Source organism: Virgibacillus siamensis (assembly GCF_039522605.1).
GTDB classification, from domain to species: domain Bacteria; phylum Bacillota; class Bacilli; order Bacillales; family Amphibacillaceae; genus Lentibacillus; species Lentibacillus siamensis.
This window is the reverse complement of sequence record NZ_BAAADS010000016.1, coordinates 36,789-57,477: the sequence shown is the minus strand read 5'-3', so window position 1 is coordinate 57,477 and position 20,689 is coordinate 36,789. Positions and strand designations below refer to the sequence as shown.

At 36.7% G+C, this 20,689-nt stretch carries 13 protein-coding genes; 6 read left to right on the top strand and 7 right to left on the bottom strand.

Going from position 1 to position 20,689, the window contains the following annotated elements:
- Window positions 1–136: 136 nt before the first annotated feature.
- Window positions 137–1,564 (top strand): MBOAT family O-acyltransferase, encoded by a 1,428-nt coding sequence (locus ABD010_RS11460; RefSeq protein ID WP_343813130.1) that lies wholly within the window; start codon window positions 137–139, stop codon window positions 1,562–1,564.
- 24 nt (window positions 1,565–1,588) lie between these two features.
- Window positions 1,589–2,770: a DHHW family protein gene (locus ABD010_RS11455; protein ID WP_343813129.1), complete on the top strand. Its 1,182-nt coding sequence runs from the start codon at window positions 1,589–1,591 to the stop codon at window positions 2,768–2,770.
- A gap of 47 nt (window positions 2,771–2,817) precedes the next feature.
- Here ABD010_RS11455 and ABD010_RS11450 read toward each other — a convergent pair whose 3' ends face one another.
- A complete protein-coding gene (locus ABD010_RS11450) occupies window positions 2,818–3,414 on the bottom strand; it encodes a C39 family peptidase (RefSeq protein ID WP_343813128.1) in 597 nt (198 codons plus the stop codon).
- 147 nt (window positions 3,415–3,561) lie between these two features.
- Here ABD010_RS11450 and ABD010_RS11445 point away from each other — a divergent pair, with 147 nt between their 5' ends.
- Window positions 3,562–4,371 (top strand): hypothetical protein, encoded by an 810-nt coding sequence (locus ABD010_RS11445; RefSeq protein ID WP_343813127.1) that lies wholly within the window; start codon window positions 3,562–3,564, stop codon window positions 4,369–4,371.
- Window positions 4,372–4,401: 30 nt separating this feature from the next.
- Here ABD010_RS11445 and ABD010_RS11440 read toward each other — a convergent pair whose 3' ends face one another.
- Together ABD010_RS11440 and tagD are read right to left on the bottom strand one after the other, a co-directional pair.
- Window positions 4,402–5,586: a CDP-glycerol glycerophosphotransferase family protein gene (locus ABD010_RS11440; RefSeq protein ID WP_343813126.1), complete on the bottom strand. Its 1,185-nt coding sequence runs from the start codon at window positions 5,584–5,586 to the stop codon at window positions 4,402–4,404.
- Window positions 5,579–5,977 carry a glycerol-3-phosphate cytidylyltransferase gene (gene tagD, locus ABD010_RS11435; RefSeq protein ID WP_343813124.1) on the bottom strand — a complete coding sequence of 133 codons (399 nt, stop codon included), beginning with the start codon at window positions 5,975–5,977 and terminating at the stop codon, window positions 5,579–5,581. The genes ABD010_RS11440 and tagD overlap by 8 nt, the downstream gene beginning before the upstream one ends.
- A gap of 395 nt (window positions 5,978–6,372) precedes the next feature.
- On the opposite strand from tagD, the gene ABD010_RS11430 reads away from it, so the two are divergent.
- On the top strand, window positions 6,373–9,603 hold the full coding sequence (locus ABD010_RS11430; RefSeq protein ID WP_343813122.1) for an SH3 domain-containing protein: 3,231 nt from the start codon (window positions 6,373–6,375) through the stop codon (window positions 9,601–9,603).
- A gap of 50 nt (window positions 9,604–9,653) precedes the next feature.
- Here the strand turns inward: ABD010_RS11430 and ABD010_RS11425 are convergent, their stop codons facing one another.
- Window positions 9,654–10,466, bottom strand: a complete 813-nt coding sequence (locus ABD010_RS11425; RefSeq protein ID WP_343813120.1) for a phosphatidylinositol-specific phospholipase C/glycerophosphodiester phosphodiesterase family protein — start codon at window positions 10,464–10,466, stop codon at window positions 9,654–9,656.
- Window positions 10,467–10,611: 145 nt separating this feature from the next.
- Complete coding sequence (locus ABD010_RS11420; protein ID WP_343813393.1) at window positions 10,612–14,367, bottom strand: CDP-glycerol glycerophosphotransferase family protein; 3,756 nt, start codon at window positions 14,365–14,367, stop codon at window positions 10,612–10,614.
- 502 nt (window positions 14,368–14,869) lie between these two features.
- Here ABD010_RS11420 and ABD010_RS11415 point away from each other — a divergent pair.
- Window positions 14,870–15,781: a hypothetical protein gene (locus ABD010_RS11415; RefSeq protein WP_343813118.1), complete on the top strand. Its 912-nt coding sequence runs from the start codon at window positions 14,870–14,872 to the stop codon at window positions 15,779–15,781.
- A gap of 321 nt (window positions 15,782–16,102) precedes the next feature.
- Complete coding sequence (galU, locus tag ABD010_RS11410) at window positions 16,103–16,999, top strand: UTP--glucose-1-phosphate uridylyltransferase GalU (protein ID WP_343813116.1); 897 nt, start codon at window positions 16,103–16,105, stop codon at window positions 16,997–16,999.
- A 587-nt stretch (window positions 17,000–17,586) separates the two neighbouring features.
- Here galU and ABD010_RS11405 read toward each other — a convergent pair.
- Together ABD010_RS11405 and ABD010_RS11400 are read right to left on the bottom strand one after the other, a co-directional pair.
- Complete coding sequence (locus ABD010_RS11405) at window positions 17,587–18,537, bottom strand: sulfotransferase family protein (RefSeq protein WP_343813114.1); 951 nt, start codon at window positions 18,535–18,537, stop codon at window positions 17,587–17,589.
- A gap of 123 nt (window positions 18,538–18,660) precedes the next feature.
- On the bottom strand, window positions 18,661–20,178 hold the full coding sequence (locus ABD010_RS11400) for a glycosyltransferase (protein WP_343813112.1): 1,518 nt from the start codon (window positions 20,176–20,178) through the stop codon (window positions 18,661–18,663).
- Window positions 20,179–20,689: the final 511 nt, after the last annotated feature.

Genomic DNA, 20,689 nt, shown 5'->3' with positions numbered 1-20,689 from the left:
TATGAAATTATAGTAAAAAAAGTTTACATTACTGTTTCAGCATACATCTTTTAACAATGTGTTCCGAAGTATTTTGATAGTGCAAGTTAAAGTTGACTGTACAGTTGAACTATTTCATTTGGAGTGTATCAATTCTATGGTTTTTAGCTCGCCGGTATTTTTGTTTCTATTTCTTCCCATCATGCTGGTTACCTATTTTCTTATGCCGCGTGCCTTGAAAAATTACTTGCTGCTTGCCGGAAGCTTGTTCTTCTATGCATGGGGTGAACCGGTATTGGTTGTCATCATGCTGTTATCAATCGGCATGAATTACGTTTTTGGTCTGGCTGTCGATGCAAACCGGGGTTCATCTGTAAAACTGAAATGGGTCATGGCCGTGATGATTGTTGCCAACCTTGGTATTCTGGTAGTTTTTAAATATGCGCAGTTTCTGATTGGGAGCGTGAATACGCTATTGTCGATATCCATTGAAATTCCGGATATTCCACTGCCAATTGGCATCTCATTTTTTACATTTCAGTCGGTCAGTTATGTCATTGACGTTTATCGAAAAGATGGAGAAGCACAAAAAAATCCTTTTAATGTAGGGCTTTACATTTCACTTTTTCCACAGCTGATTGCCGGGCCGATTGTCCGCTATCAAACAATCGCAGCGCAAATAAAGGAACGGCAGGAAACGATTGCAGGATTTGCATACGGTATCCGGCGGTTCATTATTGGACTTGGAAAAAAGATCATCATTGCGGACAGCTGCGGACGCATTGCCGATCAGATATTTGCCCAAAACCCGGCTGATTTTTCCACGGGACTGGCCTGGATCGGCATCATTGCATATACATTTCAAATTTACTTTGATTTTTCAGGTTATTCCGATATGGCAATTGGCCTTGCAAGAATGTTTGGATTTAACCTGTTGGAGAACTTCAATTACCCATATATTTCAAAATCCATCGGTGAATTTTGGCGTCGCTGGAATATATCACTTGGGTCGTGGTTTCGCGATTATGTCTATATCCCGCTAGGAGGCAATCGAAAGGGGGAGGTCCACACCTACCTCAATTTGCTGATTGTCTGGACACTGACCGGGGTGTGGCATGGCGCAGACTGGACGTTTGTGTTATGGGGGACTTATAACGGATTATTTATTATGCTGGAAAAAGCATTTCTCGGGAAAATGTTAAAACGGTCCAACCGGGCGCTTGCACATATCTATGCAATGTTTGTTGTTGTTACAGGTTTTGTTTTCTTCCGTTCCAATTCATTCTCGTATGCTTTTTCCTATCTGGGGTCGATGTTCGGCTTTAACGGCAGTGGCAGCTGGGGGATGGATGCATCGTTTCAGTTGGCTGAAAACGGCGTCATCTTACTTATTGCACTCGTTGCTTCAACCTCATTGTTGAAAAAGATTTGTGCATGGGTGGAAAACAAGGCAAAACAATCAGGTAGAATCCGTGCTGCAGGATATCGGTTTATGGCAACCAGCAGTTATTCGCTTGTATTGGTTACGTCCGTCGTTTATATGATTTCCAACACATTTAACCCATTTATTTATTTCCGTTTTTAAGTGTGACAGCTGGAGGGTTTATTGATGAAGAAATACAAGTTTACAGACCTAGCCATGATTATTGTTTTCCTATTGTTTATCTTTTCGTTCGGAGCTGGAACGCTGATAAGCTCTGATAAGGATACATCTATGGTGGAAAACCGGAAACTTGAACAGCGGCCGGATTTGACGCTAAACAAGATGATATTCGGAGATTATTTTCAAAAATTTAATGACTATTTCAGCGACCAGTTCATGCTGCGAAATAAATGGATTCAGGCAAACTCCAAGATAGAAAAGAACGTATTAAGGAAAAGGGTTGTCAATGATATTTATGTAGCCAAGGACGGTTATCTGCTTGAACCAATAACCAAACAGAAAGTCTCCCCGAAGAAAGCGACAGGTGAGGTTAACTCATTTACCCGCAAGTTAAATCAAAAGGGTGTTGATGTTTACTTTGGATTGGTTCCCCACAAAACAATCATGATGCAGGATAAGCTGCCGGAATACTTGAAAAGCCGTGGTGATAAGATGTCGGATGCTGTGATGAAGGGCTTTTCGGATCGTGTTCATGCCATGGATCTCCGGTCAGCTGTCAAAAAGCATATGGATGAAGAGAATATGTACTTTTATACGGATCATCACTGGAAACCGAAAGCAGCGTATTATGCATACAAATCAATTATCAGCACCATGGACAAAAAACATCCGGAGATTGGACAGCCGATTCCAAAGAATAAGTTTACATGGAAAAACAGCAAAAAACCGTCTTTCGGAACGTATGCAAAGAAAACCGGGAAAGCGTATGTCGAAAACCCGGACAGAATCCCGGTTGTACAGCCGAAGTTCGAGGAAAAGCCATATACGATTTGCTCGAAAGGATCCTGTGACAAGGATTTCTATGTAAAAAAGTATCTCAAATCTGATAAAACATTTGCCCCGCGTTATAAAGCATACTTAGGGGGCAGTCTGCCGAAAGTTACGATTACGAATCCGAATCAGCAGGATAGACGTAAGTTATTAATATTAAAAGATTCCTATGCCCATCCAATGATTCAATTCCTTGCCCGGCATTTTAAAGAAATTCATATGCTTGATCAGCGGCATAATGATATCAATGTTTATAAGTATGTAAAGAAGCATAACATTGACGATGTTTTATTCATTCATAATGTGAATACATTTATTAATAAGCCTTCCGTTCGGGATTTCAAAGGCAAAAATTAAAACGTAAGCGTGGTGAACCAGGGCACCACGCTTATGTTATGATCTGGCTAGTCCCTGATCATATCCAATGTCACAGCACGCCCGCCCATTGATGCCCAGTTTTTCTCAAAAAGAACGCGATTATAATGTTCTTCCTGGCCAGTGTGCGGGTCATTAACAATAACATCCTCCTCATCAGCTCCGATAATCACAACCGCATGTTCAAACTGGTGCCACTTAATCACATTTCCATCCGCATCAGTCCATGTTTTACTATGAAATGTTTGCTTTTGTTCAAGCGTTGTCCAAGCCAAAACCGGCGTACCAGCCCGTACAATATCCAGCAGCGCAGCGAACGATTGCCCCGTTAAATCCACCGTCTTGCCGGGCATATACTTCTCAGCTGTCTGCAAAATCGGCCCCTCAAACACACCAAAACTGCCTTCATCCGAGTAGGGATCCCCGACAAACAGCAAATCAGGGTTCGCCCCCAGCCATTCACCGTTAACAAACCGTACTTCATCACCTTTTGGCAATGCATCCGCCACATCATATTTACTTAAGTTAACCCCCGCCCAGTTCAGCAGCATGGCCAGTGCTGTCGCCTCACAGCCGGTCGGCAATTCCGGGTATTGGTACAACGTTGGAACTCCATTGATTTTCATGATTGATTCCCCCTGATTAAAATGTAACACAGATAACTGATGGACATGAGAAAAGCAGCTAAATATAGACAAAAAACGTGGGAATAATTTACTTCTCGGCAAATTTTTTATATGATAGGGTTAAAATACTTTTATAGGAGGTGTGACGTGAATAAAAAGAAAGCAAAGGCATGGGTTATAGTCGGCAACATTGTGGGAGTTATCGCCATCATATCCATTATTCTGTTACACAATTATAGTGACCGGCCATTTACAACCGATAATGAAGTGCTAAAAGCGGATAACCATGAAAAAATCGGACTAAAGAAAGACGTGGAAGCAAAAGCGAAGAATTCCAAAGAAAAAAATGAATCGGATAAGGACAAAAAGGATCAAGATAAACAAACAGATTCGGAAAATCAGGATGATGAGGAAGACACGGAGGAAGAGGATTCAACCGAAACAGACAGTGACGGTGATGGCCTTTCCGATGCCAAGGAAGAAGCAATTGTAACTAATCCCAACAGCTTTGACACGGATAGTGACGGGCTAGATGATGCAGAAGAACTGAATCGTGGTACTGATCCGAACTACAATGATTCCGACAGAGATGGCATAAGAGACGGAGATGAAGTGGAAAACGGGACAGACCCGTTGGAAGATGAGACTGTGTCGTATTCTTATTCGACTGAAGATAATACGAGTAGTGGTTCTTATGTGACGGAGAAAAATAATTCTTATGAAAAACCGGATAAGACCGTCAAGGAAGAGGAAAATAATCAACCTGAAAATGATAATAAAAAACAGGAAGATAAGCAGAAAGACACCAGTTCTGATGATAATAAGAATAAAGATAATCAGGACAAGGATAAGGATAAGGAGCAAAAATCCGACTCCAACTCCGATAATAAAGAAAATAATGAAACAGACAAGACCGATTCAGAGCAGGAATCAGACAGTGAATCAAATACGAAATAGAAAAGCTCCGATAAACATCGGAGCTTTTCGTTATAATTGGGTCTTCATAACAGCTTTTACTTGTGTATCCTCTGTAAATAAATTACTGACGAGATTTTCACTCGAATTTCCATTGGAATACTGGTTCCATGTGTCAGCAAATTGCCGTACTTGCTGCAGATCATATTTATCATTTCGAATAACATCAATAACTTCACGAGTTGTTTCCACAACCGGCCCGGGAACCATTTCTTCATAATCCTCCCAAAAACCGCGTGACTCCGCATATTCCTCTTGATCATACGCATAGAAAATCATCGGCTTTTGCAATAAGGCGAACTCGAATGGAATCGACGAATAGTCCGTGATTAAAATATCCGTTGCAACAAGTAAATGATTTATATTGGAATAACTCGATACATTTACAACAAAGCCCGGATATTTATTCTGGAAATTCCCATTCACTGCAGGGTGAAGCCGCAGCATTAAAATATATTCCCCTTTAAAGGCCCGATACATCTTATCAATATTTAAATGCAGTTCATTTACATTTAATTCATTGTCCCGATAAGTAGGAGCATATAAAATCACCTTTTTTCCCCGAATGGAGGGGTACTCCTCTTTAACTCGCTGTTTTGCCTGGCTCACAGCCCCCGTATCAAAAAAGAAATCCGTTCTCGGTATTCCGGATCTTAGTATACGATTGTTGCCGACAGCAAAACTCTCTCTGAAGATTGCCGCCATTTTTTCTGAACCGACCGCTACATGGTCAAACCGGTTGTAGACTCTTTTAAACCGGCTGTGAGCAAGCGAAGAACGGTTTTCGATGGATGGATCCTTCAGTGCAAACTGTTTAATTGCACCAGCCGCATGCCAGAGCTGAACACATTGGACATTCGATTTAAAGTTGGCAACGGCCAAAAAGGCAAAATAGTTGTCCACAATAACCTTTTGCGCTGTGGCAAGATGGTAAACAGAACGGAACCAGTCGAAAATGTTGGCTGTTTCAAAATCCATTGTCAGCCGTTCTGATCCAAAATCCGTTTTGCATTGAGAGGTCTTCAGGATAACAACCTGATCATCCGTCTGTCTTTCCAGTTCTTTCAGTGTAAACAAAAGATTATCCCCAAATGAAGCAACAAGAATAGTTTTCTTCTTTTGAGGAAATACTTTAAGGATGCTAAAGAAAATGTAAAAGACAGAAAGGTACAACGAAATAACAAATTCTCTAGCCATTGTTCGTCATATTTAGATCTTTTTTGATTTTGGTAGTTGAAATCCCAACAGTTCTTGGCAAGTAAACAACCTCACAATATTCTTTCAGGAAGTCAAATTTACCAGTCCAGTCATCTCCCATTACAAACACATCGATATCATGTTTTTGGACATCTTCCACTTTTTGTGCCCAATTACGTTCCGGGATTACTTCATCAACGTAGCGGATAGCTTCCAAAATTGCTTTGCGCTGTTCAAAGCTGTAGTATGCTTCTTTTCCTTTGATGGCATTGAATTCATCAGCTGAAATGGCAACAATCAAATAGTCGCCAAGCTCTTTGGCACGGCGCAGAATGTTGATATGACCAGTATGGAGCAAGTCGAATGTTCCGTACGTTATTACCTTTTTCATGTGAATAACCTCCGTGTATGATTGCGATTTATATTCATTATACTATAAATGCTTTACAATATCTTAACATATAATTATCAAATAATTATTTTATAACTACAAATCATTATACATTGAAAATGGGATAAAAAAAACAAGTAATTATTGTTATTATATTTCACTTTTACAACAAACATTAGATAATTTGTCACTTTTGTAAAAAAGATGTCAAATTCTGTTTTCAATACGTAAATTCGTTAGTATAATATTAAGATAGATTAATAGTATCATATTCTTAATAATCACATTACAAAAAATGATATCACATCACATCAATACTATTAGTCTAAAAGAATGGCATAAAGGAGTGATTTCACAAAAGGTTTTAAAAATTTATAATCAATATGGAGGTAGGAATGAAAAAACTCTCAATTCTATTAACTGTGTTGCTTATTTTTTCACTGCTGATACCAACTATCACATTTGCTGATGGATCAGAAAAAGAGGATGCAGTTAATATAAGTAAGACAGGGGAGCAGGCAGAGAAAAGTTTGTCACCAACCGTTAACGACAAAAAATCTAATGAGTTGGATGAAGAGACCGAGTCTTCTGAAGGAGATCGTGAAAACTCTAAAACTGTCAACGATTCTGAACCTGGTAAAGGTGAATCAGAAGACAAAGATGTAAACGAAAGTTCGGATAAGACAGTAAATGGAACTGAAAAAACTTCTGGTGATGAAAAGCAACAGGATTCTCTACATACTGATGATGATGAATTAAATTCCCAAATACGGGATCAAAAGTCAACATCAAATCAGAAGCAAAAAGATGGCAAGGTAGATGAAGAAAATCGTGTTAATTTGCAAAAAGATAAAAAAAGAGATGTGAAACTTCAACAGGATATTCAAGGAAAGAAGAAAGAAAAAGGTAATAAAAAAGATACTGAGGATAAGAAACAAGTGAAAAAAGAATCCTCTAAAGTTTCCACATTTAGCGCTCCTGCTATAAAAAAAACAGAAACTAGTAAACTTGGACAAATCTATAAACCCAATGTAAAAATTTATAAGGAATTGGGAGAATTAGATTCTGCGGTTAAAACAGGCTCGAATCGCACCAATAAAGTTTATTTCATCAAAAAGCAGGGAGAAGTAAACAATAGCCTGTATTATCTAATTAGTAACAAGCCGAGCAGCACAGAAGGTGTTGTAGGCTGGGTAAAGTCGTCAGACATTAAAACATACTCTCATGTAGGTGTTGATAGTAAATCAAAAACGTTCTACTTCAGGGACAAAAATAATATCAATATTTACGATAATGCATGGGGTGGAGTGAAAGACCGCTTATATCATGATGCTAACAACTTAAGAAATCAAAAGTTTGAGGTAAATCTTACTGAAAAGGTTGGTCAGGATAACATCTGGTATCGCGGAAGATTTAATGGAGCAACAAAAGACGTATGGGTCCATGAAAGTCATCTAACCATAGAAAATCCTGTTGTAATAGAAAATGTTAAAAAGACAAGCAGGCTTGGACAAATCTATGACTCTGAAGTAAATATATACAGGACATTAGGTGAGTCGGCTTCTGCAGTGAAAACAGGTTCAAGTCGTACCAATAAAGTTTATTTCATCAAAAAGCAGGGAGAAGTAAACAATAGCCTGTATTATCTAATTAGTAACAAGCCGAGCAGCACAGAAGGTGTTGTAGGCTGGGTAAAGTCGTCAGACATTAAAACATACTCTCATGTAGGTGTTGATAGTAAATCAAAAACGTTCTATTTCAGGGACAAGAATAATATCAATATTTACGATAATGCATGGGGTGGAGTGAAAGACCGCTTATATCATGATGCTGACAACTTAAGGAATCAAAAGTTTGAGGTAAATCTTACCGAAAAGGTTGGTCAGGATAACATCTGGTATCGCGGAAGATTTAATGGAGAAACAAAAGACGTATGGGTCCATGAAAGTCATCTAACCACAGAAAATCCTGTTGTAATAGAAAATGTTAAAAAGACAAGCAGGCTTGGACAGATCTATGACTCTGAAGTAAATATATACAGGACATTAGGTAAGTCGGCTTCTGCAATGAAAACAGGTTCAAGTCGTACCAATAAAGTTTATTTCATCAAGAAGCAGGGAGAAGTAAACAACAGCCTGTATTATCTAATTAGTAACAAGCCGAGCAGCACAGAAGGTGTTGTAGGCTGGGTGAAGTCTTCGGACATTAAAACATACTCTCATGCAGGTGTTGATAGTAAATCAAAAACGTTCTACTTCAAGGACAAGAATAACATCAATATTTACGACAATGCCTGGGGCGGGGTGAAAGACCGTTTATACCATGATGCGGATAATCTGAGAGGAAAAAAGCTTGAGGTAAATCTTACCGAAAAGGTTGGTCAGAATAACATCTGGTATCGCGGAAGGTTCAATGGAGCGACTAAAGATGTTTGGGTCCATGAAAGTCATCTGCTGAAATATAGGGAGCCAGTTGTGGAATATTCGAATTATGATATAACATTAAATGAGGCATTGAATATTCAAATGGGGATAGAAAATCCCCCACCACAGACTGACCTATACCGTAATGACCCAGCGTATATTCATAGTGATTATGTAACTGTTACTTCTTCTGCTATTATTAGTGGATCGGGGGTAAACATTAGGACATCCCCAGAGTTTGAAAATAATGTCGCATTTAACGTTGATTATGGAACCGAAATTACTATTAAGGATGAAGTAAAGGGTGACAGGTGGCAAGGCAGTACGAAGTGGTATAAGATTAAATATAAGAATCAAGGTTTGTTTGTACATGCTGATTTGGTGAATCCAAATAAACAGGTGGCAACCACAACAGCTGACTTGAATGTGCGGGCAATGGCAAAAATCCCTAGTCATATATATGGGGTACTTAATGAAGGGACAACCGTTACTATCATTGGAAATGATGGGGAATGGTACAAAATACCCTATCAAAAGTGGAGAAACGCGAAACGTGCAGATACTCGCAGATATTTAAACCCTAATAAATATGATATATTCCAACATTTGAACCTAGGGACAAGTACTAAAGCGACTGCATCAGAATTAAATGATTTTTTAAATGGAAAAGGTGTTTTGGAAGGAACAGGACAGGCTTTTATTAATGGTGGAGAAAAATACGCTGTAAATGAACTGTACCTGATATCCCATGCTTTACATGAAACTAACAACGGTGCATCAGATTTGGCTACAGGGACTAAAGTTGGTAAAGACAGAAATGGGAATGCAACAATGGTGACTTCCAAAAATAAAGACGATCTCACCAAGATTAGAACAGTTTATAACATGTTTGGAGTTGGCGCTAATGATGGTGCAGCCTTGGAGATGGGTTCCGAAAAAGCCTATAAAGAGGGTTGGTTCACCCCGGAAGCAGCAATCATTGGAGGCGCAAAGTTCATAGGAGAAGATTATATTCATAGTAAATATAATCAAAATACACTTTACAAAATGCGTTGGAATCCAATCGCTATGGATAACGGTGGATTTGCCCACCAGTACGCTACAGATATTGGCTGGGCGGTCAAACAGGTTGAAACCCTTAAAGCAATGTATGAATTTGTAAGTAATCCTTTACTGCAATTTGATATTGTTAATTATAGTTAACAATTTAAAAATCACCAAGCAAAATGGCTGCCCTTAACCGGGCAGCCATTTTATTCTTTCTTAAACTTTTCTGGTGTTACGAAGTCAGAGAAAAACCCGTCCACTCCTTTATCCAAGTATTTGTTCATTGTGTTAGTGCTGTTTAGGGTGTACATATATATTTTAATATTCTCTTTATTTAATTTGTCAATAAGCTTCTGTTTGGTTCTGCTTTTGGAAAGACTAACCGCGTCAATGCTATTCTTAAGGCAGAATTCTGTCAAAGAGTCTGGAGTGTATTTTTCACGACCAACAACGTACAATAAATCTTTAAAACCATGCTTTCGTATTGTCTTCACATCTTCTGTATAAAAAAATTGTGGAATAATTCTTTTTAAAGTGTTTTTATTTAATTTTTCAGTTGTTTCATTTATTTTCTTATAAAGCACTTTAGTATCCTCGGGAGATTCTACTTTTCCATCAAGTATTACATAAATATCCGGATACTCTTTCAATAATTCTAATACCATGTTGAAACTCATTGGCGTATATTTATTATAGTATGTACTATTCATGAACTCATTATATGTTGATGCTTCACTTAGGATTCCCAGTTCTTGTCCATAAGATTTATCCCATCCATGTCGAGCCACTAATTTATTGTCACTTGTAAGGGATAAATCAAACTCAAACAGTCTGAATCCATTTTTATAGCTATTTAAAAATGCCTCCTTACTATTGGTATATTTGTGATTGTTTATTCCGCCTCCCGCGTGCGCAATCAGTTGGTATTTCGTCCATGGATTTCCAGTTACTGACTCTTTACGACTTAGACAACCAACCAACAGTATAATTAATAAAAAAAGTATTACTAATCGTTTCAAAGGACCACCCCCAGTTATTACAAAAAACTAATAAAATATTAAGGTATAAACGCAACTACTTCAGGTGTTAGTCGGACACTGTAAGACAGTTCGGCTATTTTCCCAAAAACTCTACTTGTCGATTAGACATACGGATTTACAGTAGCTACTCTTCATTCACATTAAGTACCTTATTGTAAAACATTTCTAATGCACGATCGTTATATGCATTTATATCAAATTTTTTAACAGTTATTTTACCAGCCAGATAGTCATTCATAGCCCTTTTTAACCCCTCAATGCTGTTTTCACACAATTTGCCGTATCCACCCTCTAGTACTTCTTTGTTTGTTACTATATCAGTTGCAATGATAGTCTTACCCAGGGTTAAGGCTTCAAAAAGAACTAAGCCTTGACCTTCGTAGTTAGAGGGGAAGATAAAACAGTCAGAGCGCTTAAGGTATGGATATGGATTATCCTTATAACCAATCAAATGAACTGACTTTTGTAGATAAAGTTCATTAATGAGCGACAACAGCTTGGACTTTAGAGGCCCGTTTCCAAGTATTAGCAGTTGAGAGTTTTGGTTATCCTCTTGAACCTCTGCAAATGCACGAATTAATTTTTCCTGACCCTTTTCACCCGAAAGTCGACCGATTGTTATAAATACTGTAGTGTCTTTTGAAAATAACCCTTCGTCTGACTGATTCTCAAGAGGTAATGCGGATTTTTCTATGACACTTGTTGGGTTCTGTACATTTTCAATATAATCAAATTTTGATTTTGGTATACTGAAGGCTTTGCTTAAATTATGTTTATTCACTTCTGAAATAGATTTGGAAACAGAAATAATCTTATTATATTGCTTATAAAGTCTGAATATTTCTCGGATCTCCGGATACTTGTTTGTATGCTCATTATACATATCACTATGTGCGTATATCACATTCTTGCTATCTTGATGGGGAATGTTGGCCAATAAATTACTATAAAATAAAGAATAGCCGCTAAAATTAACAATATAATCAAATTTCACGCTGCCAAATAGGCGAAAGTATTCCCGCTGATATTCCACGATATTATTATGAATAATTTTATCCTTTGCATACTCTGTATTTTTCAAGTTCCTAATAAAGGTACCTTCATCACTCATGGTCATAGGCCCTTTTTTAGGTATTATATTAACATCGTCGTTTATTTTATTTAATAATTTCAGCCGTTCTGGATAATTAATAATTGAATCTGACAAAGTAACCGTTATGTCGTATTGTTTCTTGTCTATACTATTTACTAGACTAATAAATGCTGAAGTAATTCCATTTGGCTGAAAGCTACCCGCATAGAACAGTATTTTTTCCTTGGTAGTATCTTTATCGATGATGTCCACGGTAGTTTTATCAAATAAAAACCAATCAATTACCCGCTTAGACACATTACCATCATCCTTCATAACATATTTAGCTTTTGCTTCAAGATATTTATTAGTTGGTTGAAAGGATGTCAATAAAAGGTCTTGTACAGAGGCAATCATTTGATCGCTTGATTGAACAACTTCCCCAGGTAACTCCTTCAGATTTAAATATAAACCCCTTGTCTTTGTATATTCTTCATAGTCATATACATAGTGAATAATTGGTTTCCCGGTTACAAGAAAATCGAAGAATACACTGGAATAATCAGTTATGAGCACATCAGCAATTCCTAAAACTTCATTGATATCAAATTTGTTTGGGACTCCAATAATATTTGGTATCTTAATGTCCTGTAAAAGGTTTTCAGCAACTGGGTGTCCCTGAAAAATTACATTGACATCAAGATAACTGAGTTTTTTTAAGTCGCTTATCAACTTCTGAACATCGAACGTTTTCTTTGAAAGCTCACCACGCCAAGTAGGTGCATATAGAACTACTTTTTTGCCGTTGTTAATACCAAGTTTATCTTTTAATAAATTTGGATCTTTCATAGTTTTAAATGTTAAATCTATTCTTGGGTAACCGGTAATAGCTAACTCACCCGGATAAATTGATGCAACCTGATGCGGTATGAGCTGGTGTTCATATGTGTACAGATTAGGTACAAGCAAATGTGTAGCTTGTAAAAAATTACGTGTACCATTTACATAGTCCATTTTTGAAACTTTAACGTCATAGCCCAAGGTTTTCAACGGGGTTCCGTGCCAAGTGTTTAGATATCGTTGTCCATCTTTCAATATAAAGAAATAAGGAAATGCAGTGTCGTTAATTAATATGCTGGCTGTAGCTAAATATCTGTAATACATGTCTGTGTACCGAGTGATAAATAGAACGTTTGTCAAACTTTTATATTTATCTGGTACAATATCATAGTTATTTACGGTCCAGATAAATGTATAATCTTTGAACCTGTCATCTTCTAACATATACTTAAATATAGCTAGTGGATTTCCGGATACTCTGGTACCCGCCATACTTTCAAACAGTACTGTTTTTTCAGCTAGCTGCAGTTTTTCATAAAAAATATTGTAGCGCATTCTTCTTGGCATCTTATTGTTGCCGCTACGGTAAACATTGTTCACATAATCTACTATTAAATTGGCATCGTATAAGACATGTTCGTATTCCTTTGTATCACCGCTTTTATGCAATGCGTTCAGTAATTTTAGGTACCACTGATGATTATAATTACTACTCCGGGCAATTGCCTGTTTGTAGTAAACTACCGCATCTTTGAAGTTTCCGGTGGTTTCATAACACACAGCTATTCTAAAATGATATTTTGACCTTGTTTGATCCAAGCTTAAAGCTCTTTTATATGAAGAAATTGCTTTTTCTCTATCACCAAGTTTTTCATATAGCATTGCTAACCTGAACAATGGTTCTGCTTTTTCTATTTGATTGTATGACTTTATCGCCAAGTCGTATTGATTATATGAATGATGAAAAACTCCAATCCCTAATTGTTCACTATTATATTTTTTATCGTGCGCTATCGCCCTATCGTAAAAATACTGACTTTCTTTTAGATTACCCATTCGTTCAAACGATAACCCAGCCTTATAATGGACTTCTGAGAAAGTAATTATGGGTTCAATTTTGCGTTCCCACATATTGGATGCCTGTTGATAGGCTTCGGCAGCATCGGCAAACCTGTCTAATTCAAAATTTGTTTGACCCAATCGAATGTAGAATTTAGCTGTAGTGAAACCAAGTTCTTTCGCTATCATTAAACTTTCTTTGGCTTTATACCACTTTTTCTGAAGTACCAAGGCAACACCTAATATGTAATGTGTAGATGCTTTTTCTGGATTCAGTTCTATGGACTGGCGAAGATTGTCTTCAGATTCGACAAATCGTTTCAGCTGTATATTAATTTCCCCGCGCAAAGATAGATATTTAGCTTTATTATTTTTATTAGTTGTACCAAGTACGTAGTCAATAAGTTCGAGTGCTTGCAAGAATTTTTTTTCTTCGAATAGTTTTCGTGTATACTTGAAATAAATTAATTCATGGAAATCTGTGAATTCCTTATTACTATCATCATCTGTCTTAGTATTGATGGCGTTTTTAATTTGTTCTAGTGCCTGTTTGAATTTTTTATCATTGAACAATTTTTGAGCATACTTATAATAAATTTTTGCACGAAAATCCACGAACTTCCTGTTGTCATCTTCCTCTGTGCTAGCATCGATGGCGTTTTTAATTTGCTCAAGTGCTTGGTTGAACTTGTTTACCTTGTATAATACATAGCCATACTCGTAATATTGTGAAGGGTTTAAATCAAGATTGTTTGTCCCCAATGCCTTTGTGTAAAATATTTCTGCAACAGAATATTGTCCCTTATCCTTATATAGACGTCCAAATCCAATTAAAATTCTTTTTTTAAACTTGAAACTAACATTATCTTTTATTTTCTTTAATTTCATCTTTTGTGATTTACTTTCCATTTGCAAATTTAATACCTCTTTCTTGGGACCCTATTTTGCCATTTTATTTAAAATGTAAAAGCTAACTCAGATAGCCATATCGAAACATATTATATCTTAGTTTTTTTGATGTGGCTAATACTTCGCAAAATTTACTATAATATTTTTTCTTTGTTCTGTGATTTAAAAAAATGCTCTCCAAATACTCATGTAATACAATTAATTTAATCGGTTCAAGTGTTTTTTAACTACTTAATCATGCCTTTTCATTACTCCTCTCCTTCATATAGTATAAGCCTTTTGAATGTCAACTAATAAAGACTTAATTATTTCAATCAACGGTAACGTTATTTACTCTGTTAAAGCTATAATTTTTATTTTGTGATTCATCTATCTCTAGGATAAACTCTCAATAATTGTATACGACTTATTGTTACTATTAATTGTGATTACCAGTTTGTTTTGTTAGAATGTTGTTTCAATAATAACTCAGTTGTAATATCCAATGAAAAAGGAGTTTCGCATGCAATCATTATATTTACATATTGGCTTTCATAAAACGGCTACATCTTTTATGCAGCGGTCTATTTTTCCAAAGCTGAAACAAGTTAACTACATAAAAACAGGACAGATTAAGAAAGAACTCAGTAAGATTAGATATAGAAAAAAACTTTCCAATTTAGAAACTGAAAATCTGATGTATTATTTTAAAAGTTTTAATAATGGAAAGCCGATGTTGATGTCATTTGAAGGGTTGTCCGGGACACCATTGTCAGCTATCAAAAGGAAGCCACAATTGGGCATACTCAAAGACTTGCGCAGAATATTTCCTGAATCGGAGTTTGATGTCCATATTATTTTTGGAATTCGGGAACAGGTGGCATTATTAACCTCACTATATGTTCAATTTATTCACATGGGTGGTGTGATTGAACCAGAAGATTTCTTAAAAGATAGGCTTGTGAGAAATGGAGCAATTGATAATTTTCAATACCATCAATTTATACAGGAAGTGTACAATCTATTCGGAGAGGATCACACGTATATAATGATATATGAATATTTTAAGGAGAATTTTTCAGAGGAAATGCTAAAGATATTAAATTATATGGGTGAGTCAAAAGTTCCTAAGTACAAAAATGTCAGCCGAAATAAAAGTTATGGAACGAGCCAGTTGGCAATTGCAAAAAAATTAAATCGTTTATTTAAAAATCGTGCAAACCCAAATGGAATTATGCCATACTTCCATATTCCCAAATTCGGTAAAGTTTCACCAAGAAGGCTATTACAAAACGATTTAAGCTTTAGGTTACATTATAAACAATTTGAACTGACGGAAGATTTGCAAAACTCGTTGAAGAATCGGTACCTGGAAGGGAATAAAATTCTTGTAGATCGATATCTACCAAATCTCCCGATACAGTATTATAAATGATTAACTGTCCTCTCAATTAAAATAAACGGTGTTACACGCTGGGTAAAGTCCAAGGATATAATAACTTATCTTCTGATAGAAATATGAAAAGACTATGCGATAAAGCTCACATCCCTGGTCAGTGGGTATTAAGCTTTGGTGCCAGCGCATCAACTAAAAATCAACTAAAATAACAGCTGTTAAAGGTTTCTTGGAAATTTATCACCATCTATGGTAACATGAATTTTGATATTATTTCTCCATTATATTGTTATTAAATACAGATGCTTAACGGCATTTACAAATACTATGTACGTTATTTATTTTTTTGGAGGTTAGCAAATGCCACAAGTAAAGAAAGCGATTATACCCGCAGCAGGATTAGGAACAAGATTCCTTCCAGCCACAAAGGCAATGCCAAAAGAAATGTTGCCAATAGTGGACAGGCCGACAATTGAATATATTGTGGATGAAGCAATTGATTCAGGTATTGAAGACATTATTATAGTGACTGGCAAAGGGAAACGTGCAATTGAAGATCACTTTGATAATTCCTTTGAGCTTGAGGAGAATTTAGTACGGAAAGAAAAGTTTGAGCTGCTGGAAAAAATAAAAAGGACTGCTAAAATTGATATTCATTATATAAGACAAAAGGAACCAAAAGGACTTGGCCATGCTATTTGGTGTGCCCGTAAATTTATTGGTGATGAACCGTTTGCTGTCTTGCTTGGCGATGATATTATTCAAAGTAATCAACCCGGTCTAAGCCAACTTATTCAGCATTATGATAAGACAAACTCTTCTATTATTGGCGTGAAAAAAGTTCCTGAGACGGAAACACACCGATATGGCATAATTGATCCGTTGGAGAAATTTGATAAACTTCATCAGGTAAAAAGTTTTGTGGAGAAACCGGAGAAGGGAACTGCGCCTTCTGATCTTGCTATTATAGGTAGGTATATTTTAACACCAGAAGTTTTTGACTTTCTGGAGGATCAGAAGATTGGTGCAGGTGGTGAAATTCAATTAACAGACGCTATACAGGAATTGAATAAGATTCAACGTGTATTCGCACTTGAAATAAAAGGAAACCGCTACGATGTAGGGGAGCAGTTGGGATTCATTGAAACAACACTCGAAATCGCCTTAACAAGGGAGGATTTGCGCGAATCGTTAATAGAGTATCTGAATCAGCTTCATGAGAAACTTTCGAAACAAAAAGAGAATGTACGTCCTTAACAAAAACAAGATGTGTGCCCGTCACATCTTGTTTTTGTTTATAAAGAAGCTAAACTTAATCTCTCACTTATATTACTACGGATATCGAGCCATTAAATGAAAAATATTATTTTTAGAGGTGTGTTTGATACTTTATATTTTTTTGAAATTGGGCGTAAAAAGGAGACTCTCAGCATGGAAGAACGACATACGCTGAAAGATTACTAAGTCTACACTTGGGTATGGGCGATTTTGCCCGGATCCTTTGACCGGCTGAGGCACATTCATACGGCCGACAACTTGGATGGACGTCTCCGGACAATATAGGTTTGCTTTGGTGCACTTCTAATGATACTTATTGCTGAGAGTTGTGGCTTCCTGATCAAAAACTCACCGGTATCTTGGGAGTATGCATATGCATAAAATACACATGAATAAAATACATTGGCACTTTTGTAAAAACAGTGTCAATATTCAAAGTTAAGATACCAAATATAACAAAAGAAATAACCTGGGTAAATCATGCATACCCAGGTTATTTTACAAAGTCATGTACCTGTACTGGAAACCCTTCTATTCGTCCTTTAAATTCCTGTAATATTAAAGGGTTATTTTTTTGGTGGCATTCTTTTCAATTTTCCATGGTCATTTAAATAAGATTGGTACAGTTTTTCAACCCTATTATGAAACTCCCTGGATTGTAAATAATTATGGGAACGGGATCCCTCCAGGCAAAGCAAATAAAGGTCTTTTACATCTTGCGCCACGTCTACGCGTTTTTTGAAGTTCTCAACATTTGTTTTACTGTTGCTTGTCTGCAGGTTTGGATCAATAAACTCATCCAGATTTCTTTTCAATTTCATTTCATCCTTCGGCCACGGCAACTGCAGATTTTGGGAAATCTTGTGCATACAATTCAAACTGTCGTCAAAAAGCTCCTCATACTCAACGATAACTCGTTTACCACCGTTTGTGTTGCGTAGGGCAAGCAATGTACGTAATTGCCATTGCAGTTTTGCCCATGTTTCATCCCGGTTATAGGCTCTTTTGTAAGAGGATATTACATCTACGGGATTCCGAATGATGATTAAATAATGGGGTTCAATGTTGAGATCCTTCAAAATATCCTGCCACATCTCAAGGAATTCATTGTTACGTGGATCCTTCCACCCCCAGATTTCTTTATCAAGAAAATTTTCTTGAATATATTCCTTTAATTCTTGCTTATATGACTGGACTTTTTCACTGTGGTTCCAACCTTCGAAGAAAGGCCTCTTGCCGACATGGATACTTTTATGGGTTTGTACGATTTTTTTATTCTCAAAAAAGCCTTTCGGATTTGTGTTGTTCGTCTGAATGAAATCGGTGCCCAAATCAACACCGAGAAAGTCTATAGCCCGTGCCAGCACCGAAGTTCCGGAGCGTCCTGATCCCAACACTATAACCGCCTTATTTACCGGTTTCTTCTTTTTAATTGTTTTAATAACTCCGTAAATACAGGCAGTGATTCCGATTATCCATCCAATTATTTTCCATAAACTACTCTGTTTTTTGCGCACATTAATCATTCCTTTTATTAAATATCTGGCTAAAAAGATCAGTGAAAGGTTTCCTGTATATTGGATTTTTCAAATTTAAATTTTTGAAGGTTAATGTCTTAGTACAAAAAGCAATGTACGACATTAATCTGCTTTGTCTAATTCACGGAATAGATTCAGCCAGTTATCCGTATATTTTTCATAGCTAAATCGCTCAACGATTTCCACAGCACCTTCTGACAATTTAGCACGAACAGTGGGATCTTCCATAATCTTCACGATTTTGTCGGCAAGTGCTTTTTGATGACCTCTTGGAACGACGAAACCATCGATACCATTGCGAATAACATCCTTCGGGCCATACTTGAAATCATATGTTACTATTGGTGTTCCTGCTGCCATGGATTCATTAAAAACAAGAGGTGAACCTTCATAATCTGATGATAACACAGTGCATGCAGCACTTTGATATGTCGCAGTTGGGTCATTAGTGAACCCCATTAATTTTATGTTGCTCTCCATGTTGAGCTTATGAATCAGCTTTTTCAATTTTTTCTCTTCATCGCCAGATCCGTATATTTCCAGCCTTGCGTCAGGAATTTCCGCGACTACATGAGTAAAAGCACGGACTGCCTCATCCAAACGTTTCTGGGAATTATAACGGGACATCATTACCGCTAAATGTGGATTGACTTTAGTCGAAGATCGTTTCGCGTACGGACTTTTGGCCTCGTGGGGAATGACACGAAACCCACCAGAATTCCCAAACCGTTCTGTAATATCTTCTTTCTGCTCATGTGTAAGAAACACTACACGATCAAATTTATTATGATTATCCAGTAGAGTTTGCCAGCTACCTCGGATGTCTGAATCCTTTGTATAAGGTTTTTTGAAATGGTTATTATGCAGAATTGCAATTCTTTTTGCCTTTTCGGATGGAATGTTCAACAATATTTTATCAGTTGGCGAAAACCTTGAGTCGGACATTAGTGCAGGCTTTTTGATATTCGCAAGCTTCTGATTTACCCAGTAACTATATAGCTCAGTTAAATTAGCAAATTCCACAGGCTTTGGGTAAAAAAGCAGACAGCGACCAACTTGTTCCGAGTCTGGATTCACCCATGTTGTCAGAAAGCATTTACCACTGCGGCTGAAATAGCGATCTATCCGCGGTTTATTTTTTGTAAGATCATAATGACGAATTCTTACTAAGTAGCCTTTCTCATCATATTCTTCCCGACAAGTGCGATGGCGGCTTTCATTCATGTAATCGATAAAAGAAACCTGGCCGTTGGATTCAAATTTTTTATATTTGATGTACAGCCCGTCCTTATAGTAGCGATAAGCAGAACCATCATTAATTTCTACCAAACCTTTTTCTTTAACTTTTGGATTGGCAGCATACTTTGAATTAGGTTTTTCATTTTTGAATGGATTTAGGTCGGTAAAGCAATTTTTAACGGTGACCTTCTTGTTCAGTTGACCTAACTTTCGCAATTCATGTATGTTTCTTCTATGGACTCGTTGATAAAGAAGTGTCAATATTTGAACATCACCATAATGATTACTCAACATATTGGCTCTTCTCATGACTGCCTTTGTAAGGCCGCCTCTTTTCACATTAAGTGAATTAAATACAAAAACAGGAGAGTGTTTACGCACAGAAGTACCTCCTTCTAGTAATAATAATTAATTGTAGCTTTTTATAATAGTAAACCAAACTTTTTAAATACACAACTGTTGGATTGAATCATTTAAAAGAAAGCTAGTCCAGCTCTTCTGATTATCAGTGACACCTATTTCAAGATTGATACAGAGTAACTTTTCGCTTTTTTCCGAAAAGCGTTTATCGATTGGATAATTCTATCCGAATAATAAACGTTTTCTTTTTTGAATATGATATAGATTTTAGCATGCTTATTCAACTGATAATCCATTAAATGCTTTTTTAAAAAACGTCACCATGGAACTCAGTGTTTCCACTGGTAAAGAATGAATTTTCAGTTGAAATAATCAATACGGGGATAGTGTCTTACGTAAATTTCATTTTCATAAGCGCTGAATACATTGTGATTTTCTTTTAATGAATTTGGTTTTATCGTTGTAACCTACAGCTTTTTGTATTTGTTTGCATAGCTAGTGTACTATAAAATGCATCTAAATGTATATTTGT